The sequence below is a fragment of the Burkholderia sp. SIMBA_062 genome (genome assembly GCF_046534765.1).
GTDB lineage: Bacteria > Pseudomonadota > Gammaproteobacteria > Burkholderiales > Burkholderiaceae > Burkholderia > Burkholderia ambifaria.
This window is the reverse complement of the sequence record NZ_JAWRYD010000049.1, coordinates 25,965-42,455: the sequence shown is the minus strand read 5'-3', so window position 1 is coordinate 42,455 and position 16,491 is coordinate 25,965. Positions and strand designations below refer to the sequence as shown.

Annotated in this window: 14 protein-coding genes; 8 read left to right on the top strand and 6 right to left on the bottom strand. The window is 63.5% G+C overall.

The features are described from left to right. Positions 1 to 504 precede the first annotated feature (504 nt). Positions 505 to 696: a hypothetical protein gene (locus SB786_RS33125; RefSeq protein ID WP_410731140.1), complete on the bottom strand. Its 192-nt coding sequence runs from the start codon at positions 694 to 696 to the stop codon at positions 505 to 507. Between the two features lie 240 nt (positions 697 to 936). Between SB786_RS33125 and parA the strand changes: the two genes are divergently transcribed. Both parA and SB786_RS33115 read left to right on the top strand, forming a co-directional pair. Next, on the top strand, positions 937 to 1,599 hold the full coding sequence (gene parA / locus SB786_RS33120) for a ParA family partition ATPase (RefSeq protein WP_410731139.1): 663 nt from the start codon (positions 937 to 939) through the stop codon (positions 1,597 to 1,599). 23 nt (positions 1,600 to 1,622) lie between these two features. Next, positions 1,623 to 2,681 carry a ParB/RepB/Spo0J family partition protein gene (locus tag SB786_RS33115; RefSeq protein ID WP_006757758.1) on the top strand — a complete coding sequence of 353 codons (1,059 nt, stop codon included), beginning with the start codon at positions 1,623 to 1,625 and terminating at the stop codon, positions 2,679 to 2,681. 90 nt (positions 2,682 to 2,771) lie between these two features. On the opposite strand, the gene SB786_RS33110 is transcribed toward SB786_RS33115, so the two are convergent. Beyond that, a complete protein-coding gene (locus SB786_RS33110) occupies positions 2,772 to 4,136 on the bottom strand; it encodes a replication initiation protein (RefSeq protein ID WP_012365031.1) in 1,365 nt (454 codons plus the stop codon). A gap of 1,822 nt (positions 4,137 to 5,958) precedes the next feature. On the opposite strand from SB786_RS33110, the gene SB786_RS33105 reads away from it, so the two are divergent. Further along, on the top strand, positions 5,959 to 7,140 hold the full coding sequence (locus SB786_RS33105; RefSeq protein ID WP_410731138.1) for a DNA-binding protein: 1,182 nt from the start codon (positions 5,959 to 5,961) through the stop codon (positions 7,138 to 7,140). A gap of 139 nt (positions 7,141 to 7,279) precedes the next feature. On the opposite strand, the gene SB786_RS33100 is transcribed toward SB786_RS33105, so the two are convergent. From SB786_RS33100 to SB786_RS33090, 3 genes are all read right to left on the bottom strand, one after another. Further along, positions 7,280 to 8,293 (bottom strand): tyrosine-type recombinase/integrase, encoded by a 1,014-nt coding sequence (locus SB786_RS33100; protein ID WP_410731137.1) that lies wholly within the window; start codon positions 8,291 to 8,293, stop codon positions 7,280 to 7,282. Positions 8,294 to 8,396: 103 nt separating this feature from the next. Next, complete coding sequence (locus SB786_RS33095; protein ID WP_410731141.1) at positions 8,397 to 8,774, bottom strand: DUF2471 family protein; 378 nt, start codon at positions 8,772 to 8,774, stop codon at positions 8,397 to 8,399. A gap of 129 nt (positions 8,775 to 8,903) precedes the next feature. After that, on the bottom strand, positions 8,904 to 9,515 hold the full coding sequence (locus SB786_RS33090) for a helix-turn-helix domain-containing protein (protein ID WP_410731136.1): 612 nt from the start codon (positions 9,513 to 9,515) through the stop codon (positions 8,904 to 8,906). A gap of 161 nt (positions 9,516 to 9,676) precedes the next feature. On the opposite strand from SB786_RS33090, the gene SB786_RS33085 reads away from it, so the two are divergent. The 4 genes from SB786_RS33085 to SB786_RS33070 all read left to right on the top strand — a co-directional run bounded on the left by SB786_RS33085 (position 9,677) and on the right by SB786_RS33070 (position 13,768). Further along, positions 9,677 to 10,876 (top strand): glycine C-acetyltransferase, encoded by a 1,200-nt coding sequence (locus SB786_RS33085; RefSeq protein WP_410731135.1) that lies wholly within the window; start codon positions 9,677 to 9,679, stop codon positions 10,874 to 10,876. 13 nt (positions 10,877 to 10,889) lie between these two features. After that, positions 10,890 to 11,918 (top strand): L-threonine 3-dehydrogenase, encoded by a 1,029-nt coding sequence (gene tdh / locus SB786_RS33080; RefSeq protein WP_410731134.1) that lies wholly within the window; start codon positions 10,890 to 10,892, stop codon positions 11,916 to 11,918. A 700-nt stretch (positions 11,919 to 12,618) separates the two neighbouring features. Beyond that, positions 12,619 to 13,233, top strand: a complete 615-nt coding sequence (locus tag SB786_RS33075; RefSeq protein WP_410731133.1) for a TetR/AcrR family transcriptional regulator — start codon at positions 12,619 to 12,621, stop codon at positions 13,231 to 13,233. A 55-nt stretch (positions 13,234 to 13,288) separates the two neighbouring features. Continuing rightward, a complete protein-coding gene (locus SB786_RS33070) occupies positions 13,289 to 13,768 on the top strand; it encodes a DUF1348 family protein (protein WP_126226303.1) in 480 nt (159 codons plus the stop codon). Positions 13,769 to 14,311: 543 nt separating this feature from the next. Here SB786_RS33070 and SB786_RS33065 read toward each other — a convergent pair. Continuing rightward, positions 14,312 to 15,397, bottom strand: a complete 1,086-nt coding sequence (locus SB786_RS33065) for a tartrate dehydrogenase (protein ID WP_175670797.1) — start codon at positions 15,395 to 15,397, stop codon at positions 14,312 to 14,314. A gap of 117 nt (positions 15,398 to 15,514) precedes the next feature. Here SB786_RS33065 and SB786_RS33060 point away from each other — a divergent pair, with 117 nt between their 5' ends. Then, positions 15,515 to 16,438, top strand: coding sequence for a LysR substrate-binding domain-containing protein (locus SB786_RS33060; protein ID WP_410731132.1), 924 nt, complete (start codon positions 15,515 to 15,517; stop codon positions 16,436 to 16,438). Positions 16,439 to 16,491: the final 53 nt, after the last annotated feature.

Genomic DNA, 16,491 nt, shown 5'->3' with positions numbered 1-16,491 from the left:
TGAGCCCTGAGCCCTGAGCCCTGAGCCCTGAGCCCTGAGCCCTGAGCCCTGAGCCCTGAGCCCTGAGCCCTGAGCCCTGAGCCCTGAGCCCTGAGCCCTGAGCCCTGAGCCCTGAGCCCTGAGCCCTGAGCCCGTGATGCGTTTATGCGCATAAAGTGCATGGGACGGGGCGATACCAGAGCCGCCTTCACTGGCGAATAGCGCGGATGAATTGCACGACGCATCGCTATGGCGTGCTGCAGGCTACGACCCGGAGGACGGGCGTCCGGTTTATCTGTCGCCGAGTTTATGCGCATAAAGCTGTCGCTTCCCGGGGTAAGGCAGGCAGTCGACTGATATCGCAGCCGGCTCGTGCAAATCGATGCGTCGACTTGTCAGCAAGTCGATACGCGATGGTGTTCGGGTCATCGTCGTGGGGTCGACTTCTACGCACGCGAGCCGACGTGCACTCGCTAATGGCCGCAGATCCTCTCGATGGTTTATGCGCATAAAGACAGGGGGCAATCAGGGGGCGCTGCATACGACGCGTATCTCGTCGCCCTGAGCAACGCATAGTTCATCGTTCGGGTTCGCGCTCAAAGCGAGGACACCGGCGCGTAGCGGCTCTCCGGTGCCGCGGAAGTTTATGCGCACAAACTCCGCCGCCGTCTCGGCAGCGCCTTCGCTCGACAAGCGGAAGGGCAGGTCCTGATACATCTCAACGATCGGCGTCTCGAATGCGATCCCGACACGTCAACCTACGCGAAGCTTGCTCCACCACTCATCATCGACGCCCGGCAATCTGCCTCTGGCCATTGCCGCCATCCGGCGTCTCTACTTCGTTTATGCGCATAAACCAATAGCCCGAACGGCCAATGCGTAGTTTGCGAACGACAATTTCATTGAAATATAAATATCGTCCTGTAGAATTCCAACGACCAAAAACAGGAGTGAAAATTGGCCGCGGAAATCATTGCAGTCACTCAACAAAAAGGTGGCGTCGGCAAAAGCACGATTGCCATGCATCTCGGCGCGGCATTCCATGAGAAAGGGAAGCGCGTCCTCGTCATCGACGCCGACGGTCAAAACACACTGATTCACTGGTCGAGCGCATCCGGTGAAAGCGACGCCGGCATCCCTTTTCCGGTCGTCAACCTCGCCGAAGCCGGCGGCCAAATCCATCGCGAGATCAAGAAGTTCATCAACGACTACGACATCATCGTCGTCGATTGCCCGCCGTCGATCACCGAGAAAGTCTCCGGCGTCGTGCTGCTGGCCGCATCGATCGCCGTGATTCCGACTTCGTCGTCGCCGGCCGACTACTGGTCGAGCGTCGGGCTGGTCAAGCTGATCCAGCAGGCGCAGGTGATGAACGAAGACCTCCGTGCGGTCTTCTTGCTGAACAAGACCGAAGAGAAGCGCATGCTGACCCGTGAACTCAAGCGCGCGCTCGAGGAACTCGGCTTCCCGTTGTTGAAGACGCAAATCCCGACCCGGGAAGCGTACAAACAAGCGATGGCGCTCGGTCAGACCGTGCTGCAGATGAACGACCGCGGCGCCAAGCTGGCCGCCGCGGAAATCCGCGCATGCGCCGACGAAATCGTCGCCATGCTGCCCTGACTTTATGCGCATAAAGGAGTCACATGAAGCCCTCCCAATTTGCAAAAGGATTCCAAGCGCGCCCGGATATCACGACGAGCGAGAAGCGCACGGCGCTTGATCGGCTCAATGCCATCGATGGCATCGTCAAGTCCGAGACTGCCACGCCGGCCCCGACGAAGTCCGCCAAGAAGGACATCCCGCCGCCGGCCACGGAAATCCTGCTGGATCCGTCGGTCGACGAGTCGCCGCAATATCGCGCGTGGCGCCTCGAGAATCGCTATGCGCCCGGCCAGGTGATCGAGCTGCCGCTGAAGGCAATCAAGCATAGCCCGTTCAACCCGCGGCACTTCTATCTGAAATCGTCGATTGCCGAGCTCGCGGTCAACCTCGCGAAGCAAGGGCAGCAGCAGGCGATCCACGTGATTCCGGACTACGACAATCCGGGTACGTATTTCGTCAGCGACGGCGGCCGTCGCGTGCGCGCGCTGAAGGAAGCGAACAAGGAGTCGGTGAAGGCGATCGTGATCGACGTGCCGATCGGGATCCAGAGCTACAAGCTCGGCTACGACCTGAACGTGCAACGCGATTCGCAGACGGTGTTCGACAACGCCGTCGTGTGGCGCCGCTTCCTCGACGACAAGCACTTCCAGAGTCAGAAGGAACTGTCCGAACATCTCGGCCTCGACGAGTCGACGGTCGCGGTTGCGCTGTCGATCGGCAAGCTGCCGGAAACCGTGATGCAGGAGATGGTCGCGCGCCCCGATCGGTTCGGTTCGAACATGGCGTATCAGGTCGGCCGTTATCACAATGCGCGCGGCACCGAGGCGACGCTGCGGCTGATCAACAAGATCGTGTCCGACGATCTCAGCACGCGCCAGGTATCGGACATCGTCAAGGGCCGCGTCGCGGCGCAGGAGACGCCGAAGCCGGCGGGCCGCCAGCGCTATGCGCAGCGTCTCGAGATCAAGCTTGGCGGCAAGTCGGTCGGCGACCTGAAGTCGTATGGCGAAGACCGCATCGAACTGCGCCTGCGCGGCCTTCCGAAGGACAAGCGCGACGCGATCCTCGAGCAACTCGAGCGGATGCTGTTGTCGGAGTGATGGAAACGGCCGGCAGGGCCTGGCGATGCGCCGGGCCCGCCGGTTGGGCGGGCGGTCGGCGGCGGCCCGTCAGAGGGGCCCGAGCGGGCCTCAGGCGGCCCGCGATTGATTCAGGGTGAACGACAGCAGGTCGCCATCGGTCGGCTCGCCCCAGGTCTTCTGGGCCAGCCAGTCGAAAAACGCCGTCTCGGCCAGCTTCGAATCGAGACCGCGCTTGCGCCAGTCGTCACGCAGGTGCGAGCCCATCGTCGGCAACACTTCCGACTCGAACGACTCGCGCGCCACTTCGCGCTCCGCGTCGCCCTGCTCCTCGTACAGCACCTTCGCTTCCTTGCGGCGGAACGCCGAGAATTCGCTCAACAGGCGCGCCTTCAGATCATCGGGCTGCGCCGCGACGGCCTTCGCGGCGGGCATGCCGGAAGGCAGCGTGTCGACGGACTCGACCGGCGGCGCATAACCCTTCTTCAGCGCATCCTTGAACAACGCGGGCGCACTGCGCACCGGCGGCAGCGTCGTGCTGCGCATCCGCTGTTCGGTCATCTGCAGTGCGGCGCGAATCCGGTTTTCCTCGCTGTCCGCGTAGAGCGTCTGTGCTTCCTTGAGCGGAATGCCGAGCTTCACCATCCGGTCGACCAGCGTGCTGTCGAACACGTTCGGATGCTCGTCGAGCGCGAGCATCGGCTGCTTGCGCTCGGTCACGCGGAACTGGATCTCCGCGACCCGCCGCCCTTCGCGATGCTCGATCAGCTCGACGAAGATGTTGGTGACCGCATTGACCTCGGCGATCGCCGGACGCAGATAGTCGCGCTTGAAGTACTTGTACTCGCGCTTCGCCTCGTCGCCGGCCTCCGTATCGGGGGTACCCGACAGGATCGGCCGCCACCATTCCCACGGCTCGCGCATCGTCAGGTGGCTCGGGTTCGTCAGGTAGCGCACGCAGATCTCGTAGAGCGCGAGACCGGCGCTGCTGCGCAGCTGGCTCTGGAACTGCAGGCTCAGACGTGCGTACTGGACCGGGTCGAGCAGCTTCTTCTTGATCTTCGGTGCGAACGAGAATTCGACCCACACGCGGCGGGTGGCCGGATCCTCGAGAATTTCGGCATCGGCGATCAGCGTCGAGATCCCCCACTTGCGGCCCGGCTTCTGGCTCGACGTCCCCGTGCTCCATTCGACCTGGACCGACACCATGCGGCGCAGGTGTTCCTTCACCAGTGCGGTGTCGTTCGAATCGAAGGCGGAGTTGGCGACGATATCCGACAGCAGCGCGCGGTAGGTGTCGCCCGAGTCGTCGGCCTGCTGCGCGACGGCGAGCAGGACGTTGAACAGCTTGCGGGTCAGGAGGGTGATCTTGCCGCTTTTCGGCTGAATTGCGATCGCCTCGACGGCCTTACGCAATTCGGCTGAGCTGGCACTCACCACATCCACATCGGTTTTCTTGGCGCGCTTCGTGGCCATGCGTCGGGTCGGAGGGAGAAGTTTCACGGAAGGATAGCGCCTGTGGTGATGTGCGTCCAGAACGACATGCTCACCATAGCCGGTGAAGCGCGCGTCCAAACCGGCACTCACCCCAACCCTCTCCCGAAAACCCTCACCGGTCCGGATTTACAGCGTTTCGGACTCGTCCAGACGTGTCGCGGGATGCGCGGATTCACAGATTTTTGCCTGTGCTCGACCCGTGCGAAACTTGCTCCCGTATCAGCTCACCTTTCGATTTGTCGCAATTTTACGACTGCGCTTCCGGGTCCTCGTCAGAGGGTCGCTACTCGGTGTCACGACGGCAGGCGGACGGGCCCGCACCGACCTGTATGCATGTACAGGCGTGGCAGACCGGAAGACTGCGATTCGCGCCGGGATCCGGAAATCCGCGCCAAAAAGGCGCTCTGCGGCCCCACTCGAAGCCGTTTCATAGGCCCGGGCGCGCATTGTACAGCCCACCGAAACCGCTCGGTCCCGAAAATTCTCACCTCACAGGCTCGGAATTCTGTGACCTGGATGCCAAGGAATCCCCGACACACGCGGGATCGGCCGCCAGGACCTCCCGAAAAGCCTCACCTTATTGAAAAAAGCGGCGCTCCAGCGGATGCGAAAACCACTCCCGAAAAACCTCACCGTAACTGCCGCGGTATCAAAAATGTCAATGGCATCCGATACTTATGTGCGGCGGGCGGTCCGCTGTGTCCGACGATCATCCCCCGAAAAACCTCACCTTTCCGGCATCCGGGCGAATGCGACAGCTGCGTGTCGACTCCTGAAAATCCTCACCTGTGCCAAAAAGTGGCACAGCAAAAATCAGATTTCTGCCAGTCCCGGCGGGCTTTTCAGCGAATCCGCCCTGTGACGGCCCCCGAAAAACCTCACCTTTGGCCAATTTTTAGGCAAATAGCGCTCCCGAAAATGCTCACCCATATGCCACATGGCAGCCTGTGATTGATGCCCCGAAAAAGCTCACCTCAATGCGATCCGGCCAGGAAAACCCGGGTTTCGCTCCCGAAAAGCCTCACCATTGGGGCTTCACAGGCACCACCGGGCACCTTTGCGGTGCAAAATGACGGTCGTTTCCCGGAAACCCTCACAGCAAATCCCTCTGGCGTCCCGTGAAACCTCACCTTTCACGAAAATTGCCCAAAAGATGGGCAGAATGAGAGCGCGAAGAAGGTCCTGCAAATTCTCACCTGTGTCTGCACAGGCAGAAAACTGTGCGCTCAGGCACAGCGCGGGTTCTGCGGCTGTGTGGCCCCGAAAAACCTCACCTTTAGGAAATCTCGTGTTTCACTGTGATCCCGAATCCGCTCACGACCTCTCCTGCATCGGCTCACGGAGCTCCCCGAACCCCATCACTTCAGCTCCCGCAGAACATCACCTTGGCTCCCGTAAAACTTCACCTTGTCGGTCGGAAAGCCTTGCTACGTAAGGCTGTGCCGTGGCGTTAACGTTTTTAACTAAGGGTTCAAGGGTGTTTACTTCTAATACTCTCAAGACATCGGTCGTCGAGTTTTCCACAGAGACCCAAACCCTGAACACCGGCAGGCTACGATGACGCTCAGCATGTGAAACAAATGCGCTTTTTCGGGCCCTGCTCAAAAACGCTTTCCCGACAAGGACTTGGCTCGCTTTCTTCGCTTTGTTTCACGGAATCGACGTGCTGCTTCGACCGAATCGGCTCACAGCCCCGGTTTCTGTGCACAGCGACGTAAATTCGCCACGGTCGACCAAAACAAGTATCAAAAAATACGTATTTCGTTATGATCGCCACATCTCAATGTCTGCGAGCCTTGTCATGACGCTGGATGAAATGCGTGAAGCCATTCGGGAAGAACTGGAATCGCTGCGCGCGAGCGGCGCACGCCGCCAGGAGTTGTCGCTGCATGCGTGCAAGCGCCTGTTCTTCGATCTCGGCATCCGGCCGTCGGCCGCCAACGTCCGCGATCTGACCCAGACCGGCAGTGCCAGCGACATTCCGAAGGACATCGACCATTTCTGGGAACGAATCCGTTCCGCGTCGAAGGTCCGGCTCGACGGAGCGGCGATTCCGAAAGCAGTCGAGGAAAAGGCCGGCGCATTGCTCGGCGCACTATATGAAGAAGCATTGAAGGCGGCGAGGGAAAGCCTCGACGTCGACCGTGAACAGATTCGCGCCGGCGTGAGCGATGCGGAACAGCGCCTGCGCGACGCCGCTGTTCGCCAGGAAACACTCGAAGGCGCGCTGACGCGTAGTGAAACCCGCAACGACCAGCTGCAGGCGCGCGTGACCGAGCTCGAAGTGCAGCTAGCTTCGCAATCGACGCACGGTTCGGCAAACGAAGCGACGCTGCTCACCACGATCGCTCGACTCGAGAAGGAACTGGCCGCGATGGCCGCCCGCGTCGACGCCGAACAGACGCAGAACGCCGCGCTGCGCGACCGCATCGATACGCTGCAAGCAGAATTGCAGCAGCGCACCGAACACTATGCGCAGCAGATCAAGGATGCGGTGGCCGAAGCCGAGCGTCGCGTCAAACCGATGCTGGTCGAGCTGGACTCGCTGCGCAGCATGGCGGCGACCTACCAGAGCGGTTTGCGCGACGTGCAGCGCAAGGAATTCGATTTCCTTCAGCAATTGAGTTCGGCCAAGGCGCGTGCGGACCGGCTCGAGGAACAGTTGCGCAGCCAGGGCGATGAACTGGAACGCGCGACGCGCGACGCGAATATGCTGCGCGCGAGCCAAGGGATGAATCCGGCAATCGCTGCGCTGATCCGGCGCCTGGCCGATGCGGGTCAACTGGATGCGGATGCGTATGCCGCGATCGGTACGTCGCTGGACCACGAAGTTCCGGTGCCGAGCCAGTGCCCGCATTGCGACGGCGAACCGGAACTGGCGCAAGGCGACGACGGGTTCGAAGTATCGTGCCCCGAATGCGAACATGCGTCGGGGCCGTGGCCTTCCCGATTCGAAGCGATCGCGCGTTTTGCACGCGCCTGACGCATCAGCCGGCACAGCGATCGCACAGGTGAGGTAATCCGGGACGCGTGAGGTGAGGTTTTTCGGGAGCTGTGAAACGGTGAGGCTACGCCGCACAAGGCTGCTCACGGATCATGTCGCGTGAGCAGCCGGCTCGGCATCAGTGAGTTCCGTCGTGATCGGGCGCGTCACCATTCGAGAGATCATCGCGCCAGTTTTTCCACGCGCGATGCAGGCGATTCGACGAGATCGGCCGCATGAAGCCGAGCCATTTGCCGACACGCTCGGGCGGCACGTCGTGTTCGAACAGTTCGGCCGCATATGTGTTGCGCAGCGTTTGCGGGCTCGCGCGCGCGGTGCGTGACGACGTGAGCCCCGCCGATTCGACGATCGCATCGATCGCGCGCAGCATCGTCGCCTTGTGCATCGGCCGACCGGTGTGCGACGCCGGAAACACGAGTTCACCAGGAATCTCCTGGCGCTTGCGCTCGACGAGCCACGCTTCGAGCAACGCGATCGCGAACGACGCCAGATGGGTTTCGCGCGCGAAATCCGGATGCGTCGACGGTATCTGCAGCGACGTTCCACTCGTGTTGATGCAACTAATGGTAAGCGCACGTGCTTCGCCGGTCTTCACGCCGGCGCCGAGAAACGCAGCGACGAGCGCGCGGTCGCGCCGCTCTTTCCAGTAGGCGGAGCCCGATACGCCGATCGGCGAAAACAGGTAGGCCAGCAACTTCGCGCGTTCGGCCGGTGTCAGGAAACCGGTCGGCTCGTTGTCGCGTGCCTGGCGCCAGTTCGCTTCGCCATCCTGAGCAATGAAGCGGGCCGGGTTGGTGGACGCGAGCTCGGTGCGCCGGATGTGGTCGAGCACACGCTCGATCAGCCGCAGATAGCGCATGCGCTGCGTTTTCCGGATAGGCAGCTCGCCGACGAAGTTCGCGATCGACGCGGTATCGACCGTCGCCAGGTTTTTCTGGTGGGCACGCAGCCACGTGAGAAAGGCCCCCCATTGTGCGCGATAGACGTCGGCTGACGAACGGCGGTAGTCCTGCATGGCAAGCCATGCGTCGAATGCGGTTTCGGGCGACACGATCCAGTCGGATGCGCCGCGGTCGAACAGATCCTTTTCTTCCGGGCGTGTCGGGGTGTCGGAGGGCGTGGGAAGGGACATGCTATTTATTCCGTTAGTTGCGTGTATGATAGCCCTTTTGCGCAACATCGCGGGCAGCAGGATGCGAGAGCCGGCCGCCGTGTCGGACGATCCGGGCGTGGCGTCAGTCGCCCCATGCATTGGACGGACGTTGAACGCGCTCGCGGCGCGCGGCTTCTTGCGACCGGGCCGCGGCTTCATATGCGAGGACCGCGAACGAAAAGACGGCGGGCAGTGCGTTCGACCGGCCGAAGTCGATTGGATCATCCGTTTCGGGAAAGGTCATGTCCGACGGCCGTTCGAACAATTGACGCATGCCGGCGTCGTGCCGGCTGGCAAAGCCGAGATCGGCGAGCGCCTCGGCTTCGATGGCGTGCAGCAGACGCCACGACAGCGGGACGCGCTGACGGATGTAGCGCTCGGCTATATGGCGGACGATAAGCTCGAGGTCGTGCGCGGCAGCCTTGAAGCTGAGCGCGGCCAAATCTTGTTCTTCTGTCATCGCAGGCTCCTGTCGACCGGAGCGGGCGCCTCGGTGCGCCGACCCCGGCCATGCATGGCGGAATGTCCGTATACTGTACAAACATACAGTATTTTCCGCAACTGGCCTTTCGGCCAGCTATCCGCGTTTTCAGCGATGAATCACGATCAGTAATGCGCGCGCTTCGGCCTTGCCGGGGTTGCGGATCGCATGCGGCGTGTCGGCCGCGTAGCGTGCGGTGTCCCCCGCCTTCAGGCGTCGGCTCGCGGCCGCGGCTTCGATTTCCATCGCGCCCTGCAGCACGGTGAGGTGCTCGCGCGTGCCCGGTTCGTGCGCGTTCGATACGAGCGCTCCGCCGCCCGGCAGCGTCAGTTCGTACCATTCGAACTTGCCGGCCAGGTCGATCGGGCCCCACACGCGCAATTGATAGCGGCCGTCGTGACCGGCGAGCGTCGGAATGTCGTGCGGGCCGTCCACGCGGATCGTCTCCGCCGTCTTCGGTTGCGAGAACAGTTCGTCGAGCGTGATGCCGAGCGCATTGGTGAGCCGCCACGCAACCGCGATCGTCGGATTGGCCTTGTCGCGCTCGATCTCGGAGAGCATCGACTTCGATACGCCGGCCGCGCGCGACAGGTCGTCGAGCGTCAGCTTGCGCTCGTTGCGCAGGCGCTGGATTTGCTCGCCGACCCGCGGCGGCGTCACGCCCGGCGGCTGCGGTGCGGCGCCGGCAGGCGTGCGCCGCGACGCGGAGGAACTTGCCATTTGGTTTCCGTTCGCTTAGAGTTGTTCGGTATTTCGAATTCTAGTTCGGAATATTGGATAAATGCGGTCAACCGAACGACCGACTATAACAGTAGCAGGCCGTTGCGCGTCCGCCACGAGCGGGGCGCTGCGGAATGCGAATCCCTGTCAGGAGCTTTGCGATGCGTGATGCCTTTCTCGCCCAGGTGCGCGGGACGCTCGACCAGATCCGCGCGGACGGTTTTTACAAGACCGAGCGCGAGATCGCGAGTCCCCAGGCGGCGGCTGTGCGGCTTGCCGGCGGTGCCGGCGTGCTGAATTTCTGCGCGAACAACTATCTGGGCCTGGCGAACGATCCGCGCCTGATCGCCGCGGCGCAGGCCGGTCTCGACCAGGACGGCTTCGGCATGGCATCGGTGCGCTTCATCTGCGGCACGCAAACCGTGCACAAGCAGCTCGAAAGCGCGCTGGCGTCGTTTCTCGGCACCGAGGACAGCATCCTCTATTCGAGCTGCTTCGATGCGAACGGTGGCCTGTTCGAGACGTTGCTCGACGAGAACGACGCGGTGATCAGCGACGAGCTGAACCACGCGAGCATCATCGACGGCATCCGCCTTTGCAAGGCGAAGCGTTTCCGTTACAAGAACAACGACCTGTCGGACCTCGAGGCGAAGCTGAAGGAAGCCGACGCCGCGGGCGCGCGCCACAAGCTGATCGCGACCGACGGCGTGTTCTCGATGGACGGCATCATCGCCGACCTGAAACGCATCTGCGACCTCGCCGATCGTTATGGCGCACTCGTGATGGTCGACGATTCGCACGCGGTCGGCTTCATCGGCGCGCATGGTCGCGGCACGCCCGAGCACTGCGGCGTCGACGGTCGCGTGGACATCATCACAGGCACGCTCGGCAAGGCGCTGGGCGGCGCGTCGGGCGGCTATGTCGCCGCGCGTCGCGAGGTGATCGAGCTGCTGCGTCAGCGTTCGCGCCCGTACCTGTTCTCGAACACGCTGACGCCGAGCATTGCCGCGGCATCGCTGAAGGTGCTGGAGCTGCTCGGCAGCGACGAAGGCGCGAAGCTGCGCGAACGCGTGCGCGAGAACGGCGTGCGGTTCCGCGAGCAGATGACCGCCGCGGGCTTCACGCTCGTGCCGGGCGCGCATCCGATCATCCCGGTGATGCTCGGCGACGCGCAGCTCGCGACGAACATGGCCGACAAGTTGCTCGCCGAAGGCGTCTACGTGATCGGCTTCTCGTTCCCGGTCGTGCCGCGCGGCCGCGCGCGCATCCGCACGCAGATGAGCGCCGCGCATACCCCCGAACAGATCGATCAGACGGTCGCCGCGTTCGTGCGCGTCGGCAAGTTGCTCGGCATCGTCTGACGGAGGCGCGATCATGAAAGCACTGGCAAAGCTCGAACGCGCCCCTGGCCTCACGCTCACCCGCGTGAAGCGCCCCGAAGTCGGACACAACGACGTGCTGATCAAGATTCACCGCACGGCGATCTGCGGCACCGACATCCATATCTGGAAGTGGGACGACTGGGCGCAGAAAACGATTCCCGTGCCGATGCACGTCGGTCACGAATACGTCGGCGAGATCGTCGAGATGGGGCAGGAAGTGCGCGGCTTCGCGATCGGCGATCGCGTGTCCGGCGAAGGCCACATCACGTGCGGTTTCTGCCGCAATTGTCGCGCCGGGCGCCGGCATCTGTGCCGCAACACCGTCGGCGTCGGCGTGAACCGCGAGGGCGCGTTCGCCGAGTATCTGGCGATTCCCGCGTTCAACGCGTTCAAGATCCCGCCCGAGATTTCCGACGATCTCGCGTCGATCTTCGATCCGTTCGGCAACGCGACGCACACGGCGCTGTCGTTCAATCTCGTCGGCGAAGACGTGCTGATCACCGGCGCGGGCCCGATCGGCGTCATGGCCGCCGCGATCGCCAAGCATGTCGGCGCACGCAACGTCGTGATCACCGACATCAACGACTATCGGCTCGAACTCGCGCGCAAGATGGGTGCGACGCGTGCGGTCAACGTCGCGCGCGAGTCGCTGCGCGACGTGATGGACGACCTGCGCATGACGGAAGGCTTCGACGTCGGCCTCGAGATGTCGGGCGTGCCGAGCGCGTTCACCAGCATGCTCGAGGCGATGAATCACGGCGGCAAGGTCGCGCTGCTCGGCATTCCGCCCGCGCAGACGGCGATCGACTGGAACCAGGTGATCTTCAAGGGGCTCGAGATCAAGGGCATCTACGGTCGCGAGATGTTCGAGACCTGGTACAAGATGGTCGCGATGCTGCAAAGCGGCCTCGATCTGGCGCCGATCATCACGCATCGCTTTGCGGCCGACGATTACGAGAAAGGCTTCGCCGCGATGCTGTCCGGTGAAAGCGGCAAGGTGATTCTCGACTGGACGGTCTGAGTGCCGATGGGGCGGCGCGGCGCGTTTGCCGACTGCCCCGCGCATGCCGGCACGAGCGTTTGCGGGGCCGCTCGGCTTCGACGAACGCGTAAGGTGAGATTATTCGGGAGCCGTGCTCGCGTGCCGAATGGTGGCGCGATCGCGCTTTGATGGCGCGCTTGGGCGCGCAATGCAGCGGGTAGCACGCACCTTCTCGTTTGCGAAACGAGGCGATCACGCGTCGATTCCGCCGGACGCATCGGTGACATGCAATCGCGCATGCAACTCACCCATCAAGCGCACGCCCCCAATCCATTCTGTCGCGTCGCCCCGCGCGTGTCTTTCTTCCTGCCCTCCCGCTTTCTCATGCCGCGCTTAGGTATCGAGCCCCGGCGACATCATCCGCTTACGACGGCTTTGCTCTGTTCCCGCGACAGCACCTCGGCAGCACCTCACCCGGCAGCGCGATCACACCGCAGCCTCGATGCGTGAGGCGATCAATGCCGTGCGAACTCACCCGTGAGCCTCCGGCCGACACCGATCGGTGCGCTGTCCCCTATTTGTTCCATTCACCGTTCAACCATCGTGGTTCGAACTGCGGACTCGACACGACGAGCTACCGCCGCCCGCGATCGGAACCACGCGTCGTTCGCCCCTCCCGCCGACAGGGCCATTTCGCGCGGGTGTTGACGAGGGAGAACGATCGTTCTACTGTAAACCCATGAACACACAAGATGACCTTTCCGGCGAACCGGCCGTTCGCGACCGGCTGCTCGACGCGGCCGAAGCGCTGATCTACTCGGGCGGCATCCACGCCACGGGTGTCGATGCGATCGTGAAGCGGTCCGGCGCCGCGCGAAAGAGCTTTTATTCGCATTTCGAATCGAAGGAGGCGCTGGTCGTCGCCGCGCTCGAGCGCCGTGACGAACGCTGGATGCGCTGGTTCGTCGATGCAACGCTCTCGCGCGGCAAGTCGCCGCGCGCGCACTTGCTCGGCATGTTCGATGTGCTGCGCGACTGGTTTGCGCAACCCGATTTTCACGGCTGCGCGTTCCTGAACGCATCCGGCGAGATCGCCGACGCCGACGATCCGGTGCGCGTCGTCGCGCGTATGCACAAGGCGCGCCTGCTGGCGTTCGTGCGCGAGCGGTTCGACGCATATGCCGACGACGCCGGGATCGAACGTCGCGGGTTGGCCCGCGTCGCGCGCCAATGGCTGGTGCTGATCGACGGCGCGATCGGCGTGGCGCTCGTCTGCGGCGATGCGACCGCCGCGCGCGATGCGCGCGCAACGGCAGAACTCTTGCTCGATACGGTGTCTCGAGCGTCGAAGTAGTACGTCCCAACCGGTTGCATTCGTGCGCAGCCAGAACCTTGAACAGGAGCATTCCATGTCCGCTTCCCCGGAAGTTCGTCCGCCCGTTCCGCCGTTCACGCTCGACACGGCGCGCCAGAAAGTGCGCGCCGCGGAAGATGCGTGGAACACGCGCGACCCGCAGCGCGTCTCGCTCGCCTATACGCCGCAGAGCCAGTGGCGCAATCGCGCGGAGTTCGTGACGGGCCGCGACGAGATCGTCGGCCTGCTGCAGCGCAAATGGACGCGCGAGCTCGACTATCGGTTGATCAAGGAGCTGTGGGCGTTCGGCGGCAATCGCATCGCGGTGCGATTCGCATACGAATGGCATGACGACGCGGGCAACTGGTTCCGCTCATACGGGAACGAGAACTGGGAGTTCGACGAAAACGGATTGATGGCGCATCGCCACGCGAGCATCAACGACCTGCCGATTCGCGAAGCGGATCGCCTGTACCACTGGCCGCTCGGCCGCCGTCCGGACGATCATCCCGGCCTGTCCGATCTCGGGCTGTGACGCAGCACGATGACGACGCGTGGACGCGCTCGATCATGCCTCGAGCGCGTCCACGCGTACTCAAAGGTGAGGAAATACGGGAGCTGCGTGTTGAGGTGAGCGTTTACGGGAGATGGAGCATTCTGTGCGGAACGGTGTGATTCTTCACGCTCTGCATCTCACCGCTCGATCCTCGCAGGAAACGGCGCGGATGCGCTGACGGAAGTACCGCACGCATCGACGTGCGTGATCGGTTGCCGTTCGCATGCGAAGCGGACGTGATTCGAATGCGGCATTGGCGGCACCTTCCCAAAACGCACGGTGAGATTCCATCGGTGTGCATCGATACGCGATGCAACTCACCGTTCGACATCGACATCGACATCGACATCGACATCGACATCGACATCGACATCGACAACGACAACGACACGCTTGCACGCATGAACGCATGCAAACGCGCGCATCGGAATCGGCAAAGGTGCGCGGCAGTCGGTCGTGTTGCTCGCCCTCGACCACGACATTCGACCACCCGGGAGCCGCGCATCTTCACACATCGTTCCGTCAGCCGGCGATGCGCGCCGCGATCGCCTCACCGACTTCCTGCGTTCCTGCCTCGCCGCCCAGATCGCGCGTGCGCGGCCCGGCGCGCAGCACGTCCTCGATCGCCGCGACGATCGCGTCGTGCGCTTCGCGCTCGCGTCCGGCGCCGTTGCCGAGGAAGTCGAGCATCAGCGCGGCCGACCAGATCATTGCAATCGGGTTCGCGATGTACTGGCCCGTGATGTCCGGCGCGGAGCCGTGCACCGGTTCGAACAGCGACGGAAACGTGCGATCGGGGTTGAGGTTCGCCGACGGCGCGATGCCGATCGTGCCCGTGCAGGCCGGCCCGAGGTCGGAAAGGATGTCGCCGAACAGGTTCGACGCGACGACGACGTCGAAGCGGTCGGGCTGCAGCACGAAGCGCGCGCACAGGATGTCGATGTGCTGCTTGTCCACGGCGATCTCGGGATAACGCTCGCCCATTTCGGCCGCGCGCGCATCCCACCACGGCATGCTGATCGCGATGCCGTTGCTCTTCGTCGCGACGGTCAGCCGCTTCGCGCGGCGCTGGGCGAGCTCGAACGCGAACTTCAGCACGCGCTCGGTGCCGTGGCGCGTGAAGATCGACTGCTGCATGACCACTTCGCGTTCGGTGCCTTCGAACATCGTGCCGCCGACCGACGAATATTCGCCCTCGGTGTTCTCGCGCACGATCATGAAGTCGATGTCGCCCGCCTTGCGGCCGGCCAGCGGCGACGGCACGCCGTCGAACAGGCGTGCGGGCCGCAGGTTGATGTACTGGTCGAACTCGCGGCGGAACTTCAGCAGCGAACCCCACAGCGAAATGTGATCGGGCACCGTCGCGGGCCAGCCGACCGCGCCGAACAGGATCGCGTCCATGCCCGACAGCTGCGCCTTCCAGTCATCCGGCATCATCTTGCCGTGCTGCGCGTAGTAGTCGCAGCTGGCCCAGTCGATCTGCTCGAACTGGAAGCGGATGCCGAAGCGCGCGGTCACCGCGTCGAGCGCGCGCAGGCCCTCGGGCATCACTTCACGGCCGATGCCGTCACCGGGGATGACGGCAATCCTGTACGTCTTGTCGCTCATGCAAGCCTCCGTGGCTGGTCGGGCCGCCGGCGGCATGCGCGGCGGAACATGACGCCATTTTATTTATTTCCAATCAGATTAAAATCACGCGAAAGGTTAATCGACTTTACACGAATCGTGAACAAATCGCCGAATCTCGACGACCTGCGCGTATTCAGCCTGGTCGTCCGTCTGACGAGCTTCAGCGCGGCCGCCGAGCAGCTCGCGGTGTCGCCCGCATATGTGAGCAAGCGCATCGCGCTGCTCGAGGCGCAGCTCGGCACGCGCCTGCTGCATCGCTCGACGCGCCGCGTGACGGTCACGGAAGCCGGCGAGCGCGTGTTCGCGCGTGCCGAGAAGATTCTCGATGACGTCGATCATCTCGTCGAAGACGTGTCGACCACGCGCACGGTGCCGCGCGGCACGCTGCGTATCTCGAGCAGCTTCGGCTTCGGCCGTCATGTCGTCGCGCCGGCGCTGCTCGACTTCTCCGCGCGCTATCCGCAGCTCAACGTGCGGCTCGATCTGTTCGACCGGCTCGTCGACGTCGCGGGCGAAGGCTACGACCTCGACGTGCGGATCGGCGACGAGATCGCAGACCACCTGATCGCGCGCCGCCTTGCCACCAACCATCGCGTGCTGTGCGCGTCGCCCGCCTATCTCGCACGGCGCGGCACGCCGCGCACGCTCGCGGATCTCGCGTCGCACGACTGTCTCGCAATCAAGGAGCGCGACCATCCGTTCGGCGTCTGGCGGTTGAACGTACGTGGGGAAACGGCCACGGTGAAGGTCGGCGGCGCGCTGTCGACGAACCACGGCGAGGTGGCCGTGCAATGGGCGCTGGCCGGACGCGGGATCGTGCTGCGTTCGATCTGGGAAGCGGCGCCGCTGATCGAGCGTGGCGAGCTCTGTCGCGTGCTGCCGGACGCGATTCAGCCGGCGAACATCTGGGCCGTGTATCCGGAACGCGTCGCGGCGTCGGCGAAGGTGCGCGTGTGCGTCGATTTTCTGGTGGAGGCGCTCGCCGGGTTGAATGCCGCGGCAAGTGAAGCTGCAGGCTGAAATCGGCCAAAGGTGAGCTTTTACGGGGGCATGTGCGACGCATCGGCAAGCGG

Coding starts and splice junctions, on each gene's coding strand:
- SB786_RS33125 (WP_410731140.1), bottom strand. CDS start 696: ATGTATCAGGACCTGCCCTTCCGCTTGTCGAGCGAAGGCGCTGCCGAG.
- SB786_RS33115 (WP_006757758.1), top strand. CDS start 1,623: ATGAAGCCCTCCCAATTTGCAAAAGGATTCCAAGCGCGCCCGGATATC.
- SB786_RS33110 (WP_012365031.1), bottom strand. CDS start 4,136: ATGGCCACGAAGCGCGCCAAGAAAACCGATGTGGATGTGGTGAGTGCC.
- SB786_RS33105 (WP_410731138.1), top strand. CDS start 5,959: ATGACGCTGGATGAAATGCGTGAAGCCATTCGGGAAGAACTGGAATCG.
- SB786_RS33100 (WP_410731137.1), bottom strand. CDS start 8,293: ATGTCCCTTCCCACGCCCTCCGACACCCCGACACGCCCGGAAGAAAAG.
- SB786_RS33095 (WP_410731141.1), bottom strand. CDS start 8,774: ATGACAGAAGAACAAGATTTGGCCGCGCTCAGCTTCAAGGCTGCCGCG.
- SB786_RS33090 (WP_410731136.1), bottom strand. CDS start 9,515: ATGGCAAGTTCCTCCGCGTCGCGGCGCACGCCTGCCGGCGCCGCACCG.
- SB786_RS33085 (WP_410731135.1), top strand. CDS start 9,677: ATGCGTGATGCCTTTCTCGCCCAGGTGCGCGGGACGCTCGACCAGATC.
- tdh (WP_410731134.1), top strand. CDS start 10,890: ATGAAAGCACTGGCAAAGCTCGAACGCGCCCCTGGCCTCACGCTCACC.
- SB786_RS33075 (WP_410731133.1), top strand. CDS start 12,619: ATGAACACACAAGATGACCTTTCCGGCGAACCGGCCGTTCGCGACCGG.
- SB786_RS33070 (WP_126226303.1), top strand. CDS start 13,289: ATGTCCGCTTCCCCGGAAGTTCGTCCGCCCGTTCCGCCGTTCACGCTC.
- SB786_RS33065 (WP_175670797.1), bottom strand. CDS start 15,397: ATGAGCGACAAGACGTACAGGATTGCCGTCATCCCCGGTGACGGCATC.